Raw genomic sequence first — 12,697 nt, forward strand, 5'->3', positions numbered from 1 at the left:
CCAGTCAGAGCAATCGGCTGGGAGGCCCTGAGATGAGTATCGGTGTTGGGATCTTCTTGATGGTGGTCGGCGCGATCTTCGCGTTCGCCGTCCGGGACAGCTGGGACGCGGTCAACCTGACCGTGGTCGGCTACATCCTGATGTTGGCGGGTCTGGCCGGGATCGTCCTCTCCTTCTACATCACCAACCGGCGTCGCCGCGTCGAGACCGACGCGATCGACCCGGCGATCGAGGAGGAGTACCGGGTGGTGGAGGAACACCACCGCGACGTCAGGGAGTAGCCGCTCCCGACAGCACCAGCTCCAGACGGGCCGGCCCGTCCGCGCTGACGCGGACGGGTACGCCCCAGTCCTGCCGGTGCATGTGGCAGGCCGGGAACTCGACCGCATCCGAGTCGTCACAGGACGCCGCCTGAACCGCCACGTGCAGGACGCCGTCCCCCACGCGCTCGTCAATCACCAACCGCCGAACCAGGTCGGTCGAATCGCCGGAGCCCTCCTTCAAGAGCCCCTCCGGCGTCGACGACACCAGCAGCCGCGTCGACGGGCCGTAGCGGTGGTCGAGTTTCTGCCCCGGCGGCGGCGTGAAGACCACCTCCAGCGTCACCGCACCGCCGGCGATCTCCATCGGCGGCCGCTGCGTCCGCGTGCTGAACTCGGACGCCGTCGCCGACGCGCCCAGCGGGATCCGGGTGATCCGGTGCGCGGCCGACTCGACCACGAGCAGTTCGTTGCCCACGACAACGGCACCGCTCGGCTCGGCCAGGTCGGTGGCCATGGTGTCGACGGTCTCGGTCCGCGGGTCGTACCGGCGGACGGCGCCGTTGTAGGTATCCGCGATCGCGATCGATCCATCCGGCAGCACGGTCACACCGAGCGGATGCTGCAGCAGCGCCTCGCTCGCCTTCCCGTCCCGCAGGCCGAAGTCGAAAAGCCCTGTACCGACAGCGGTGTGGACGTCGGTGTCGACCCAGCGCAGCGCGGAGATCTCGGAGTCGGCGAGCCACAACCGATCGCCGTCCGCCGCGAGCCCGCTGGTCTGCGCGAACCATGCCGCCCGCGGGTCGCCGTCCTTCAGTCCCTCGTTCGTCGTCCCGGCCGCGACCTCGGTCACCTTGCTGATCGGGTCGTACGTCCACAACTGATGGACGCCGGCCATCGCGATCCAGACCTTGCCGCCCCACCAGGCGACGTCCCACGGCGAGCTGAGGACGTCGGTGCTGTCGCCGTCCATCCACTGCTTGCCGGTGCCGACCAGCGTGGTCACCGCGCCCGACTCCAGCGACACCCCGCGCAGCGCGTGATTGACCGTATCGGCGACGACGACGTCGTACCCGACCTGCGCCGCGAGCTCACTCGGCAGCAGCGTCAACCCGTTCGGCTCCGAGAAACTTGGCGTCGCGCCGTCCGCGAACCCCCGCTGCCCGCTCCCGATCCGGCGAACCAACGTCTCCGCATCCGGCCCCAACTCCGCCAGGCTGTGATTCCCGGCGTCGGCGACCAGCAGGTTCCCATTGCCCAGGGCAATGACCTTCGCCGGGAACCGCAGCTCCGACCACTCCGGCTCCGGGGCGACGTACGGCGATTGCCCGCGCGTCAGCGTCCCCGCGGCCTCGTGCTCCGCGATCAGCTCGGCCAGCAACGCGTCCAGCGCATGCGCGTGCCCCTCCCCCGAGTACTGCGCCACGATGTACCCGTTCGGATCGACCAGCACCAACGTCGGCCAGGCCCGCGCCGTGTAGTTCTGCCACGTCACCAGCTCCGGGTCGTCCAGCACCGGATGCCCTACCTCGTACCGCTCCACGGCGGCCCGAACCGCCGCCTCCTCCCCCTCATGCGCGAACTTCGGCGAATGCACCCCCACGATCACCAGCGCATCGCCGTACTTCTCCTCCAACGGCCGCAACTCGTCCAGCACATGCAGGCAGTTGATGCAGCAGAACGTCCAGAAATCCAGCAGCAGGAACCGCCCCCGGAAGTCCGCGAGCTTCAGCTCCCGTCCCCCGGTGTGCAACCATCCACGACCCTTGAGCTCCGGCGCGCGCACATGCATACCGCCATTGTCCGCCTCGCCGCCAACCGGCCGGCCCGCGGCCCGGGATGCGAGAACTAGCGGGGGAGGATGAGGGTGTCGGTGAGGAGTTTGGCGGTTTTGCGGAGGGTGGCCGGGGAGGAGGCCAGGTCGGTGGCCAGCGCGTAGGGGGTGAGGGGTTCGCCGGGGCCGACCAGGCGGTGGCGGTGGGCGAGGAGCCAGACGATGGCTCGGGGCCAGGTGGAGAGGCGAGCCTTGGCGAGCAGGTCGGGGGCGTCGCGGACGAGGCGCTCGGCGATGTCGAAGGCATCCGGAGCGTAGGCCGTGCCGAGGGTTTCGCCGGCCATCAGCCAGGCATGCGGGGCCAGGACGGACAGGGTGGCGGCCTGGGACTTGTCGAGGCCCTGGAGGTCGGGGCGCGGTGGGGAGCCGAGGCCGGAGAGGGCTCGGTAGGCGTCTTCGAGGTCGTTGGTGGTGTCGTCGAGGAGGACCCGTTCGCCGGGCGGCTCGATGATCGCGGCGGCGTCCAGGGCCGGCGCCCAGATGTCGACGGCGTCGACGGCCTCGTCGATCACGTCGAGGGCGAGCTGGGTGCGATCACCGGCGTACGCCAGCCAGGCCTTGACGACGGGCGGGACGGCGGCGAAGTAGGTGCTGTCGGCAAGGATCTTGCGCGGTAGCCAGTGCGCCAGGAAGAGCTCGGCGAGGACGGCGCTGACCCGCAGCGGGCCGCCGACGGTGTGGTCGACCGCGTGGTCGACCCAGAGCCGGACGATATCGGCGGCGTCCTCGGACAGGCCGGTCGCGAACTCGGAGCCGAGGAACTCGTCGACCAGTTGATCGCGTTGCCGCGGCGAGAGCAGCGGCCGGATCGGCGGGCGGACCGGGCGCTCGGGCAACTGGGTGAGCCGATTCACCAGCAGGGCCGAGAAGAACTCGAAGTCCTCGCTGACGGGCGGGTCGTCGTAATCGTTGGTCTCGCCGAGCGCCTGCAGGATGATGCCGGCGGCGGTCGCCGGGCGCACCGTGCGGATCGTCACCCGGCCGCCGCGCTGGTACGCATCCAGGACGCGGTCGACCGGCGGGCCGACGAACACGTCCTTCACGATCGCACCGATGTTGTTGTCGATGAACACGACCACGGTGTGCGGATGCTGCTCGTCGTCGTAGTCCAGGACGACGCTCAACCCGTCGCCGGTGATGTCCTCGGAGACGATCGCGCTGGTCAGCCGGAAACCGGCGATCCGGGTCACCCAGTCGGGGACCTCGGCCTCCGTCCGCAGGCGGGACAGGTGGGCGCGCTGCAACGGCAGCCGGCCGGCCGGGCCGACCGTCCGCGCGAGCGAGGTGAGCAGCAGGAAGGACTCCGGGTCCCGGCGTTCGCCGAGCACCCGCGCGGCGTCCGCCCAGAAGAAGCGCTCGACCTCGCCGATCTCGTCGGGGCGACCGGCCGGCCAGAGCTGGTCGGCGAGCATCGCGGCGGAGCGGGCGACCGAGGCCTCCGCGATCGCCGGGTGCAGGCTGCGCGGCGCGGCAGCCAGGTCGAGCGTCAGCGTCTCCAGCAGGGTTTCGAGCACGGCGACACTCGGCGTGGTGTCGACATCGACACCAGCGGCCGGGCCGTGGGTCTGGTCCGGGCTCGAATCGACGAGCCGCAGGTGGCTGCGTCGTCCGTCTCGCCCTCGGGGTGACTTGGTCACGTCCGTGAGATTACCGCCCAGTCCCAGCCCGCCGCAGGCCCCTGCGCGCGTCCTGTGGACAACTTTACGGACACGGCGTGAGCAGCTGACGACGGCCCGTACACATTCCCGCTCGGAATGTCTACGGGCCGTCACCACGAATCAATTCAGCCCTTCAGGGCTCCGGCCATCAGACCGCCGATGAACCAGCGGCCGAGCACGATGTAGACCAGCAGCGTCGGGAACGACGTGATCAGCGCCCCGGCCATGCTGGCCGCGTAGTCGACCTTCTGCCCGCCCGACAGCGCCGCCAGCCCGAGCGTGACCGGGCCGTTGTTCTGCTGGGTGAGGAACAACGCGAACAGGAAGTCGTTCCAGACCGAGGTGAACTGCCAGATCAGCGTCACCACGAACCCGGAGATCGAGATCGGCAGGATGATCCGCGCGTAGGTCTGGACCAGCCCGGCGCCGTCCACCCGGGCCGACTCGATGATCTCGGTCGGGACGACGGTCGCGTAGTAGTTGCGGAAGATCAGCGTGCAGATCGGGATGCCGTAGATGACGTGCGCGATCAGCAGCGTCGGCACGCCCCGGGTGACGTCCAGCTCGGTGAACGTCGTCCGCAGCGGCAGCATCACCGCCTGGTAGGGGATGAACATCCCGAACAGGATGAACGCGAAGACCAGGTTCGCGCCCGGGAACCGCCAGCGGGCCAGCACGAACCCGTTGGCCGAACCGATCAGCGACGAGATGATCGCGGCCGGGACTGCCAGCGACAGCGACCGGATCATGTACGGCTGCAGCACTTCCCACGCCTTGCGCCACGGCTCCAGCGTCCAGGTCTCCGGTAACGACCACTGCGCGGCGGCGGTGGTGTCGGCGGAGGTCTTGAAGCTGGTGATGACGACGACGTACACCGGCGTCAGCACGAACAGCAGGAACAACAGCAGGAAGACGTAGCGGACGGTCCGGCTCGTCCGGGTCGATCCGTCCCCGATCAGGCCGCGGCTCTTCGGCGTACGGCGGATCGCGGCCGCGGCCGACCCGGTGGCATCAGCGGCGCTCACTCTTCGGCCTCCTGCCGGACGGTGTACGCGACGTACGGAATCACCAGGACGGCGACCACGGCCAGCATCACGATCGCAATCGCGGCGGCCTTCGCCTGGTCACTGCGCAACAACGTGTTCCACATGTAGACCGCGGGCACCTCGGTGCGGAACTGGTTCGGCCCGGTGATCGCGTAGATCAGGTCGAACAGTTTCAGCGACATGTGCCCGAGGATGATCAGCGCCGAGAGCGCGATCGGCGACAGCTGCGGGAACAGCACGTGCCGGTAGAGCTTGAACTCCGAGGCGCCGTCCACCCGGGCCGCCTCGCGCAGCTCACCGGGGATCCCCCGGAAGCCGGCCAGGAACAGCGCCATGATGTAGCCGGACAGCTGCCAGACGGCCGGTAGCGCGATCGACGCCATCGTCGTCCAGCGGTTGCCCGCCGTCCACCACGGGTTCTCCAGGAACCCCAGGTGCAGGTTCTCGAAGAGGCGGTTCAGGCCGCGCGCGTCCTCACCCTGCGACGGGTTCAGCAGCCAGGCCCACACCACCCCGGACGCGATCATCGAGATCGCCATCGGGAACAGGAAGACCGACCGGAAGATGCTCTCGCCCGGGACGCCCTTCTCCAGCAGCAGCGCCCAGAGCACGCCGAAGATCAGCGTGCCCACGATGAACGCCACCGTGAGCACGCCGAGGTTCTTCAGCGAGTTGAGGAACCGCTCCTCACCGAACAGATTCACGTAGTTCTCGAACCCGACGTAATCGGCCGGGCCCTTGCGGGCCGTGTGCCGATCGGTCAGCGAGGTGTTGAAGGACCACGCGATCAGCCCGTAGACGAAGTACCCGAGCAGCAGCACGGTCGGCAACAGCACCAGGGCGCCAGGGCCCCAGGTCCGGATTCGCCCGTGCACGCTCAGGTCTCCGTCTCGGCAGCGGTCCGCAACCCGCGCATCAGCTCGTCTTCATCGCGGCGCCGAGGGCGGTCTGCAGCTTCGCGACGTCCTGGGCGCCGCTGAACTGGCTCAGCGCGGACAGGATGTCGTTGTTCTGACCCGCCGAGCAGCTCGAGCCGTGGGCGCAGGAGCCCGCGATCTTGTTGCTCTTCCAGTCGGCCATCGCGACCTGCTGGTACTTCGGGTAGTCGGCCGGGCTGGCGTCCGAACGCGCCGGGATCGAGCCCTTCTTGGTGTTGAACGCCTTCTGGCCCTCGGCCGAGCCGACGGTCTTCAGCCAGCACTTCGTACCCTCGGGGTTCTGCCCGTTGGTCGGCAGCGTGAACGAGTCGGCCAGGAACTGGAACGTGCCCGCGGTACCCGGCGACGGCCAGTAGGTGTACGCCGAGTCCGGCACCTTGTCGGCGAGCTGCTGCGCGGCGACCCAGTCGCCCATCAGCGTGTAGCCGGCCTGACCCTTGTTGACGTAGCCCAGCGCGTCCGGCCAGTCGACCGTCTCGCGGTCGGCGTTCGTGAAGCTGAGCAGCGTCTTGTACTTGTTCAGCGCGGCCGTCACGTTGGCGCCGGCCCAGTCGGTCTTACCGTCCCACAGACCGTTGAAGGTGTCGGTGCCCAGCTCGCCGAGCAGCACGGCCTCGACCAGCATCTCCTGGGCGAACCCCTTGGAGATCGCCAGCGGCGCCTTGACGCCGGCGGCCTGCAGCTTCTGCAGATCGGCGATCCACGCGTCGACGTTGGCCGGCGCCTTGGTCGCGTCGATCTTCGCCTTGCCGAGGACGGCGGGGCTCGCCCAGACCACGTTCGCGCGGTGCACGTTGGCCGGGATCGAGTAGATCTTGCCGTCGACCGTCAGCTGGTCGATCAGGTTCTGCGGGAAAGCCTTGTCCAGCCCGAAGTCCTTGTACAGACCGCTCACGTCGTCGACCTGACCGGCGTTGATGTAGTCCTTCAGCTCGGCGCCCGCGTGCGCCTGGAAGGTGGACGGCGGCTTACCGGCCTGCAGGTCGTTGGCCAGCACCTGCTTGGCATTCGACCCCGCGCCGCCGGCGACCGCCGAGTTGACGAAGTTGTAGTCCTTGCAGTCGGTCTTGAACACCGAGACGAGACCGTCCAGACCGGCCTTCTCGCCGCCGTCGGCCCACCAGGTGAAGACGGTGACGTCCTTGGTGGCAGTGTCTCCGCTGCCGCCGCTGTCGCTGTTACCGCAGGCGCTGACCGCGAGAAGACCCGCTGCGCCCAGCACCGCGAAGGTCTTGCTCAGACCACCACGCATTTTCCACTCTCCGATCGGTCGTGTGGCGCCGCCGTGACAACGATGCCCCCTTGACACCGCCCCACTCTGGGCACCGGGCGAGGCACTGTCAACGCTGTGCGCAAGCGCGTTGCGCAACCGTCACCGCGCCGCGCGGCAGCTGTGAGAGCGAGAACATCTGAGCGGTTACGCGCGGTTTTGTTTGTTACTGATTGTTGACTGAGAGTTACGGACGGAGCAGAACCTTGATCGCCCGGCGCTCGTGCATGGCCGCGTAGCCGGCCGCGACCTCGGCCAGCGGAAGCTCCAGATCGAACACCTTGCCCGGGTTGATCGCACCGGCCAGGACGTCGGCCATCAGCTCCGGCAGATAGGCCCGGACCGGCGCCATCCCACCGGCCAGCCCGACGTTGCGCTGGAACATCTTCCGGATCGGCACCTCGACCCCGTGCGGTACGCCGACGAACCCGACCGTGGCCCCGGCCCGCGCGACGTCGAACGCCGTCTCCATCGACTGGCCCGTACCGACGCACTCGAGGACGGCGTCCGCCCCGACTCCGCCGGTCAACTCCAGGACGGCGTCCCGCGCGGCCTCGCCACGCTCGGAGATGACGTCGGTGGCGCCGAACTCGACCGCCAGCTGCTGCCGCGGCTCGTGCCGCGACATCGCCACCACCCGCTCGGCGCCCATCCGCGCCGCCGCCAGGACGCCGGACAACCCGACCGCTCCGTCGCCGACCACGACGACCGTGTCACCGGCCTTGACCCGCGCGGCCCGCGCCGCATGCCACCCCGTGCCCATCACATCGGAGAGCGTCAGCAGCGACGGGATCATCGCCTCGTCCGGCTGCTCCGGCGTCGCGACCAGCGTGCCATCGGCGTACGGGAGTTTGACGTACTCGCCCTGCCCGCCGTCCGCCCGCGAGCTCCCGTAACCGACCAGGTTCTGACAGGCGGTCTGGTAGCCGGCCCGGCAGTGCGCGCAGGTGCCGTCGCTGACCACGAACGGCGCGATCACGAAGTCCCCCGGTTTCACGGTCCGGACGTCGGCGCCGATCTCCTCGACGATCCCGACGAACTCGTGCCCGATCCGGCTCCCCGGTTTGATCTTGCTCTCGCCCCGATAAGGCCACAGGTCCGACCCGCAGATACACGAGGCGACGACCCGGACGAGCGCATCCGTCGGCCCGTCGAGCTTCGGGTCCGGAACCTCGCTGAGCTGAACTTCGTACGGCGCGTGAATCGTGGTGGCTCGCATGACTTCACAGTACGAGAAACACCGCGCACCCCGGAGCAGCTGCGGCGAACTCGTCCGGGAACGCGCGCAAGACCGTCTCCCGGAGCGCCGGATCGGTCACCGGCTCCAGCCCCACCCGGCTGCCTGGGCGTGATCGCCGAGATCACCACCGCGGTGGTGCGGTTCCAGAACGCGACCGAGCGGGTGGACGCGGCGGCTGCGGCCGCGCTCGGGATCAACCGCACCGATCTGGCCTGCATCGGCCTACTGACCATCAGCGGCGGGATGACCGCGGGCCAGCTCGCGACCGAGGCGGGCTTGAGCCCGGCGGCCACGACGACCGTGATCGAGCGGCTGGAGGCTGCGGGGTACGCCGTCCGCAGCAAGGACGGCGCTGATCGGCGCCGTGTCGTCGTCACCACGACTCCGCTGGCCGAGGAGCGGATCGAGCAGGTGTACGGGCCGGTTCTGCCCGCGGGGACGGCGTTGCTGTCGCGCTACACCCGCGTGGAGCTGGAGACGATCCAGCGCTTCCTGACGCAGGGCGAGGAGCTGCAGGATCGCCAGGCGGAGCGGATCCGGAGTCAGAGGACGGTGTAGCGGCCGCGGCGATGCACAATCGGCGGGACGTCGTCCGGGGCGAGTTCTACGTGGGCGATCTCGAGCTGGACCTGGAGGGCCCAGCCGACCTCGGGCGGGTCGGGGTTGACGAGGGTGCAGCCGGCCCAGGTGCTGACGCCGGCCGGGGCGGGGCCCCAGTCGGTGTCGATCCAGTCGATCATCCGGAAGGGGCCGCCGGGGGCGGGGGCTACGTAGCCGAAGGCGTCGGCGAGTTGCTGGTGCGGTTGGCCGAGTAGGGCGACGACGGCGGTTCTTGCCTGGTGCAACAGTTCCCAGAGGTCGGAGTCCGGGTCGATCAGGCCGATCACGGACCCGGGCTCACCGTCGGCGATCAGCATCGACGAGACGGTGAGTCCGGCGCGCTTCCCGGCGGACGCCGTCGTCCACAGGCCCACCGGGGACGGCAACCGCCCGCGCAGCCGGCGGACCGGGCTGCGCTCGGACTCGGGCGGCAGGAACGGGTGGTCGCCGTGGATCGTCACGCCACGACAGTAGCCCGCTCAGACGTGCCGACGGGACTGGATGACCCGGAAGCGGCTCGCGACGTACGCGCCGTCGGTGTAGGTGGCGTTGGCGGCCGGGTTCGCGCCGGTGCCGTGGAAGTCGCTGAACGCGGCCGACTGGTTCACGAAGACCGGGCCGGTCAGGTTCTCGGACAGGGCGACGCCGGCGTCGAGCGCGGCCTCGCGGGCCTGGTCGAGCACCTTGGCGTCGGTCGAGTAGATCCCCGCGGTCATCGCGCCGCCCGCGGTGACCGTGCGGCCGAAGGTCTCGATCGCCTCGGCGGTGTCGGCGGTCCGCACCAGGAACGACACCGGGCCGAAGCACTCGCTGCCGTAGACGTCGGTCGCGGCCGCGTCGAGCGCGACCAGGAGCGGCGTCCGGACGACGGCGTCCGGGAATGCCGGGTGCGTGATCGCGCGCGACTCCAGGACGACGTCGCCGTACTGCGCGGCCAGGTCGAGCCGGTTCACGACGGCCTGGTTGACGATGCCGCCGAGGATCTCGACCGCGCGGGCGTCGTCCCCGAGCAGTTTGCCGAGCGCGCCGGCGATCCCCGCGCCGACCTCGTCAAAGGTCTTGTGTCCCTCGTCGGTCTCGATGCCGCCGGCCGGGACGAAGATGTTCTGGGTGGTCGTGCACATCTGGCCGGAGTACAGGGCCAGGGTGAAGGCGAGGTTCCCGCAGAGCGCCTTGAACGCGTCGGTGGAGTCGATGATGACCGCGTTCACGCCGGCCTTCTCGGTGAAGACGGTCGCCTGGGTCGCGTTCTGCTCCAGCCAGTCGCCGAACTCGGTGCCGCCGGTGAAGTCGATCAGCTTCACCTCGGGCCGGGTCGCGAGCGGCTTGGCCAGGCCGTCACCGGCGCGCTCGACGGCCAGGGTGACCAGGTTCGGGTCGAAACCGGCCTCGGCGAGCACCTCCCGGCAGACGTCGACGGTGATCGCGAGCGGCAGCACGGCCAGCGGGTGCGGCTTCACGACGACGGCGTTCCCCGTGACCAGCGAGGCGAACAGACCGGGCCAGGAGTTCCAGGTCGGGAAGGTGTTGCAGCCGATCACCAGCGCGACGCCGCGGCCGGTGACGGTGAAGGTCTTCTGCATCCGGATCGGGTCGCCCTTGGCCGGCTTCTCCCAGAGCGCCTCGGCCGGGTAGCGGCTCATCTCCTCGTGCGCGTAGGCGACCGCTTCGAGCGCGCGGTCGAGCGCGTGCGCGCCACCGGCCTGGAACGCCATCACGAACGCCTGACCGCTGGTGTGCTGGACGGCGTTCGCCAGCTCGAAGATGCGCTTGTGCAGCCGGTCCAGGATCTCCAGAACGACGCCCGTCCGCCCGTCGATACCGGCGTCCCGCCAGCCGGTCAGGCCCGCGCGGGCCCCGGCCAGCAGCTCGTCGAGGCCGTCCTCGACCGTGCGCGGGTAGGCGACGTTCAGCTCGATGCCGTACGGCGACTCCTCGGTGACGACCGTGCCGCGGGCGCCCGGCGTCCCGGCGGCGTACTCCTGGCCGAGGTGCGCCTCGAAGGCCGCCTTGCCGTCGGCGGCCGCGTTCTCGCCGTAGACGCGCGGGCTGGGGGACTCCGGGAAGGCGGAGTGGTAGCCGCGGGTGCGAATCGCGGTCAGAGCGGCGTCGAGACGGTCACGATGAGCGGCCAGCAGATCGGTCATGGCTGCGATGTTACAGTCGATGGCGTAATCGGGGCTAGGGTGTCACAAGCACTCTTCCTGAAGGGGCAGCACATGGGCGACGATCTGGCCACCCGGGTGGCCGCGGCGATGTGGGCGGAGGACCCCGCCAGCGCCGGTCTCGGGATGCGGCTGGTCGCGGTCGGCGACGGGACGGCGCAGCTCGAGATGCCGATCCGCGCGGATATGGTGAACGGGCACGGGATCGCGCACGGCGGGTTCGTCTTCACGCTGGCCGACTCGGCGTTCGCCTTCGCCTGCAACTCCCGTAACCAGGTCACCGTCGCGCAGGCCTGTGACATCGTCTTCGTGGCGCCCGCCCGGCGCGGTGACGTGCTCGTCGCCACGGCCGCCGAGCGGACGACGTTCGGCCGGAACGCGATCTACGACGTCACCGTCACCCGCGGCGCCGACGTGATCGCCGAGTTCCGCGGCCGCAGCCGTCAGTTGTCCGGCACCATCGTTGAGGAGAAGGCATGAACGAGGCGTTCCTGGTCGACGGCGTCCGGACCCCGATCGGCCGGTACGGCGGCGCGCTCGCCGCGGTCCGGCCCGACGACCTCGCCGCGCACGCCATCTCGGCGCTACTCGCGCGACACACCTTCGAACCAGGGCTGATCGACGACGTCGTCCTCGGCTGCGCCAACCAGGCGGGTGAGGACAACCGCGACGTGGCCCGGATGGCGGCGCTGCTGGCCGGGCTGCCGGTCGACGTCCCGGGGACGACGATCAACCGGCTCTGCGGCTCGGGCCTGGACGCCGTCGCGTACGCCGCTCGGTCGATCATTGCCGGGGACAACGAGATCGTGATCGCCGGCGGGGTCGAGTCGATGTCGCGGGCGCCGTTTGTGATGCCCAAGGCAACTACCGCGTTCTCGCGGCAGGCCGAGGTCTTCGACACGACGATCGGCTGGCGGTTCGTGAATCCGCTGCTGCAGGCGCAGTACGGGATCGACTCGATGCCGGAGACCGCGGAGAACGTTGCCGCCGACTACGAGATCTCCCGGGAAGACCAGGATCTGTTCGCGTTGCGGAGTCAGCAGCGGGCGGCCAAGGCGCAGGCGAACGGACGGTTCGCGGAGGAGATCGCGCCGGTCTCGATCCCGGGTAAGCGCGGCGCGGTCACGGTCGTGGAGGTCGACGAGCATCCGCGGGAGACCTCGCTGGAGGCGCTCGCCGGGCTCAAGACGCCGTTCCGGACGCCGGGGACGGTCACCGCGGGCAACGCGTCGGGTGTGAACGACGGCGCCGCCGCACTGCTGGTGATGAGCGGCGCGATGGTCGAGCGGCTGGGCCTGACCCCGCTGGCGCGGATCGTCGGGACGGCGACGGCCGGCGTCTCACCGCGGGTGATGGGGATCGGCCCGGCGCCGGCGACCCGCAAACTGCTCGACCGCACCGGGATCGAGCTGCGCGACATCGGCGTCATCGAGCTGAACGAGGCGTTCGCCGCGCAGTCCCTGGCTGTCCTCCGCGAGCTCGGTCTCCCGGACGACGCCGACCACGTCAATCCGAACGGCGGCGCCATCGCCCTGGGTCACCCCCTCGGGATGTCCGGCGCCCGCCTCGCTCTCACCGCCGCCCTCGAGCTTCGCCACCGCGACGCCGGGCACGCGCTGGCCACCATGTGCATCGGAGTCGGTCAGGGCATCGCGACCCTGCTTGCTCGCCCTTAGGAGGTTCTTC

12 protein-coding genes are annotated in these 12,697 nt (G+C 70.0%); 4 read left to right on the top strand and 8 right to left on the bottom strand.

Annotation, left to right across the window (positions count from 1 at the left end):
- Nucleotides 1-32 precede the first annotated feature (32 nt).
- Entirely contained in the window at nucleotides 33-281 is a 249-nt protein-coding gene (locus tag ACZ6ZD_RS07255; RefSeq protein WP_171674070.1) for a DUF6458 family protein, read from the top strand.
- Here the strand turns inward: ACZ6ZD_RS07255 and ACZ6ZD_RS07260 are convergent.
- The 6 genes from ACZ6ZD_RS07260 to ACZ6ZD_RS07285 form a co-directional block, all read right to left on the bottom strand.
- Nucleotides 271-2,052 carry an NHL domain-containing thioredoxin family protein gene (locus ACZ6ZD_RS07260; protein ID WP_465669275.1) on the bottom strand — a complete coding sequence of 594 codons (1,782 nt, stop codon included), beginning with the start codon at nucleotides 2,050-2,052 and terminating at the stop codon, nucleotides 271-273. The two genes, ACZ6ZD_RS07255 and ACZ6ZD_RS07260, sit on opposite strands and share 11 nt — an antisense overlap.
- A 56-nt stretch (nucleotides 2,053-2,108) precedes the next feature.
- Nucleotides 2,109-3,731 carry a hypothetical protein gene (locus ACZ6ZD_RS07265; protein ID WP_465669277.1) on the bottom strand — a complete coding sequence of 541 codons (1,623 nt, stop codon included), beginning with the start codon at nucleotides 3,729-3,731 and terminating at the stop codon, nucleotides 2,109-2,111.
- 146 nt (nucleotides 3,732-3,877) lie between these two features.
- Nucleotides 3,878-4,777, bottom strand: coding sequence for a carbohydrate ABC transporter permease (locus tag ACZ6ZD_RS07270; RefSeq protein WP_465669278.1), 900 nt, complete (start codon nucleotides 4,775-4,777; stop codon nucleotides 3,878-3,880).
- A complete protein-coding gene (locus ACZ6ZD_RS07275) occupies nucleotides 4,774-5,673 on the bottom strand; it encodes a carbohydrate ABC transporter permease (RefSeq protein ID WP_465669279.1) in 900 nt (299 codons plus the stop codon). Before ACZ6ZD_RS07275 ends, ACZ6ZD_RS07270 begins: the two co-directional genes overlap by 4 nt.
- A 40-nt stretch (nucleotides 5,674-5,713) precedes the next feature.
- Nucleotides 5,714-6,988 (bottom strand): ABC transporter substrate-binding protein, encoded by a 1,275-nt coding sequence (locus tag ACZ6ZD_RS07280; RefSeq protein ID WP_465669280.1) that lies wholly within the window; start codon nucleotides 6,986-6,988, stop codon nucleotides 5,714-5,716.
- A 205-nt stretch (nucleotides 6,989-7,193) separates the two neighbouring features.
- A complete protein-coding gene (locus ACZ6ZD_RS07285; protein ID WP_465669282.1) occupies nucleotides 7,194-8,225 on the bottom strand; it encodes a zinc-dependent alcohol dehydrogenase family protein in 1,032 nt (343 codons plus the stop codon).
- Between the two features lie 129 nt (nucleotides 8,226-8,354).
- Between ACZ6ZD_RS07285 and ACZ6ZD_RS07290 the strand changes: the two genes are divergently transcribed.
- Entirely contained in the window at nucleotides 8,355-8,804 is a 450-nt protein-coding gene (locus tag ACZ6ZD_RS07290; protein WP_465669284.1) for a MarR family winged helix-turn-helix transcriptional regulator, read from the top strand.
- Here the strand turns inward: ACZ6ZD_RS07290 and ACZ6ZD_RS07295 are convergent.
- The gene (locus tag ACZ6ZD_RS07295) at nucleotides 8,789-9,307 is read right to left on the bottom strand and encodes a flavin reductase family protein (protein WP_465669286.1); all 519 of its coding nucleotides are present in this window, start codon (nucleotides 9,305-9,307) and stop codon (nucleotides 8,789-8,791) included. The genes ACZ6ZD_RS07290 and ACZ6ZD_RS07295 overlap by 16 nt on opposite strands.
- Before the next feature lie 18 nt (nucleotides 9,308-9,325).
- Nucleotides 9,326-10,993: a phenylacetic acid degradation protein PaaN gene (paaN, locus tag ACZ6ZD_RS07300; protein ID WP_465669288.1), complete on the bottom strand. Its 1,668-nt coding sequence runs from the start codon at nucleotides 10,991-10,993 to the stop codon at nucleotides 9,326-9,328.
- 72 nt (nucleotides 10,994-11,065) lie between these two features.
- Here paaN and paaI point away from each other — a divergent pair, with 72 nt between their 5' ends.
- Complete coding sequence (paaI, locus tag ACZ6ZD_RS07305) at nucleotides 11,066-11,491, top strand: hydroxyphenylacetyl-CoA thioesterase PaaI (RefSeq protein WP_465669290.1); 426 nt, start codon at nucleotides 11,066-11,068, stop codon at nucleotides 11,489-11,491.
- Nucleotides 11,488-12,687: a 3-oxoadipyl-CoA thiolase gene (gene pcaF, locus ACZ6ZD_RS07310; protein WP_465669292.1), complete on the top strand. Its 1,200-nt coding sequence runs from the start codon at nucleotides 11,488-11,490 to the stop codon at nucleotides 12,685-12,687. The genes paaI and pcaF overlap by 4 nt, the downstream gene beginning before the upstream one ends.
- Nucleotides 12,688-12,697: the final 10 nt, after the last annotated feature.

The organism is Kribbella sp. NPDC104218, assembly GCF_055584105.1.

Coding starts and splice junctions, on each gene's coding strand:
- ACZ6ZD_RS07285 (WP_465669282.1), bottom strand. CDS start 8,225: ATGCGAGCCACCACGATTCACGCGCCGTACGAAGTTCAGCTCAGCGAG.
- paaN (WP_465669288.1), bottom strand. CDS start 10,993: ATGACCGATCTGCTGGCCGCTCATCGTGACCGTCTCGACGCCGCTCTG.
- pcaF (WP_465669292.1), top strand. CDS start 11,488: ATGAACGAGGCGTTCCTGGTCGACGGCGTCCGGACCCCGATCGGCCGG.
- paaI (WP_465669290.1), top strand. CDS start 11,066: ATGGGCGACGATCTGGCCACCCGGGTGGCCGCGGCGATGTGGGCGGAG.
- ACZ6ZD_RS07260 (WP_465669275.1), bottom strand. CDS start 2,052: ATGCATGTGCGCGCGCCGGAGCTCAAGGGTCGTGGATGGTTGCACACC.
- ACZ6ZD_RS07280 (WP_465669280.1), bottom strand. CDS start 6,988: ATGCGTGGTGGTCTGAGCAAGACCTTCGCGGTGCTGGGCGCAGCGGGT.
- ACZ6ZD_RS07255 (WP_171674070.1), top strand. CDS start 33: ATGAGTATCGGTGTTGGGATCTTCTTGATGGTGGTCGGCGCGATCTTC.